The sequence below is a fragment of the Shinella sp. M27 genome (assembly GCF_049199905.1).
GTDB lineage: Bacteria > Pseudomonadota > Alphaproteobacteria > Rhizobiales > Rhizobiaceae > Shinella.
This window is the reverse complement of record NZ_JBLZPK010000064.1, coordinates 1-213: the sequence shown is the minus strand read 5'-3', so window position 1 is coordinate 213 and position 213 is coordinate 1. Positions and strand designations below refer to the sequence as shown.

The following is a 213-nucleotide window of genomic DNA, read 5'->3' as shown; positions in this document are numbered from 1 at the left end:
CGCTTGAACGTGTCGGCCGAGACGACTTCGACGATCTCGGAGACCTGCGCGACATCGAGCAGGGCGGCAACGCGCGGCAGCACGTTCTTGCCGACCGAGGTCGCAGCCGAGACGATGGCGTCATAGGAGCCGGCAAGCGACACGATGAGCGCTGCCAGCGGTTCGGCGAGGTTGTTGCCGAGGCTTGCATCGTCGGCGAGCAGGACCTTGGAG

General features: G+C 66.2%; 1 pseudogene. It reads right to left on the bottom strand.

Annotated features, from left to right (window positions below):
• Positions 1-213: pseudogene (locus ACOZK4_RS23735) on the bottom strand (electron transfer flavoprotein subunit alpha/FixB family protein); the annotation flags it as partial.